This is a genomic window from Myxococcus vastator (assembly GCF_010894475.1).
GTDB classification, from domain to species: Bacteria; Myxococcota; Myxococcia; order Myxococcales; family Myxococcaceae; genus Myxococcus; species Myxococcus vastator.
The window spans coordinates 1-1,292 of sequence record NZ_JAAIYB010000852.1; the positions used below are offsets into that span (position 1 = coordinate 1).

The 1,292-nt window shown below is 52.6% G+C and carries 1 protein-coding gene; it reads right to left on the reverse strand.

Going from position 1 to position 1,292, the window contains the following annotated elements:
• Positions 1–891 (reverse strand): alpha-glutamyl/putrescinyl thymine pyrophosphorylase clade 3 protein (locus tag G4D87_RS37860; RefSeq protein ID WP_163787606.1); only part of this gene is annotated, 891 nt, incomplete at its 3' end.
• Positions 892–1,292: the final 401 nt, after the last annotated feature.

The following is a 1,292-nucleotide window of genomic DNA, read 5'->3' on the forward strand; positions in this document are numbered from 1 at the left end:
CGCGTCCTCAAGCACCTGCATCGCAAAACGGACTCCACAGTCGGCGAGTCTATTCCCAAGCTCCTGCATCTGCTGGTCGAGGTATTGAGGACGGAGTTTCTTGGTCCGGGTGCCAGCCAACAATAGTTCTGCGCCAATGCGCGGCCCCGTAGAGCCTGGAATGTAGGGTGAACTGGGCTCTACCGGGAATGCGTCCAACTTCCCAAGAGCACAGAGATAGTCAAAACAGCCAGTCCTGCCAAAAGACCTCACCGACTTTCGCATTTCGTTGTATATCGCATTGAAGAGGTCGCCACGCTCCGCACCGACTCGTTGCTTGAATGATGCAAGCATCTGAGTGTGGGAAGAGTATTTTTGAATCCACTGCAAGTAGCTTTTGAAGGCCTCGCCTGTCCCCCCTCGTACTTTGGGCTTAAGGCTTACATATTTGCGGTGGTTGCCAAATTGGCCGCTCAGATTCTTGTGGTTCTTGGAGAGCCAATGCAGTAATTGCTCGGGATTGGTGCGGGCGGTCTTCCAGTCCCAGGTGCGTCCGCTCCCGAGAGCGCCATATGTCTCTCGAACTAACTGCCACCTGGTACGGCGATGGATGCCGAAATGAATCGAGAGGAATATTAGCCAGGCAGCCTCATCCACATCACCTGCGTGCAGATACGCTGTTGCCGATCTGATTGGATCGAATTCATTTGAATTGGGATCGCTACGCTTGGCGCTTATGTCGCGTTCTCGCAGTTTGATGAAATATTCGACGCTGCGAGCACTGTCGAATAGTTGATGCAGCAGAGTTTCAAAGTGGGCGTCGGCGTGAATGCCACGCGGTCTCACTGATGAGCGATAACCGCCCATGCATTCGCGAATTGCTTGGCGGAGTTGTGGATTGACGAGACTCACGAAAGCACCTCTTGTACTCTTCTAGATATCCAGTTTCGGATGGAGAGCTTTACGTCGCGTGTTACTCCGAAGCTGCTTTGGATGTTGTGGTTGAATCCCAGTACGGTGATGTTTCGATTGAGTTGAACCCCTGCGAGAGCGCTGATTTCTCCTCGGTAGGCATATCCTGTGACCCCTGTCCCACTCGGTCGAGGTAGTTGCCATCCGCTCTTGCGCTTTGACTCAAAGTTCGAGTCGCAGATCTTCTGGAATTGAGAAATGACTGCGCTGCCATTCAGCACGAGAATCTGTAGGGGTGAATCTTTTACGAGTCTGCCAAGGGCGTCTCCGCTCATTGTTAGGAGATTTGCCTTGTGGAGCGTTTTTAAATCGGTCCATTTGCATGACGTTGCGAAGGGGAC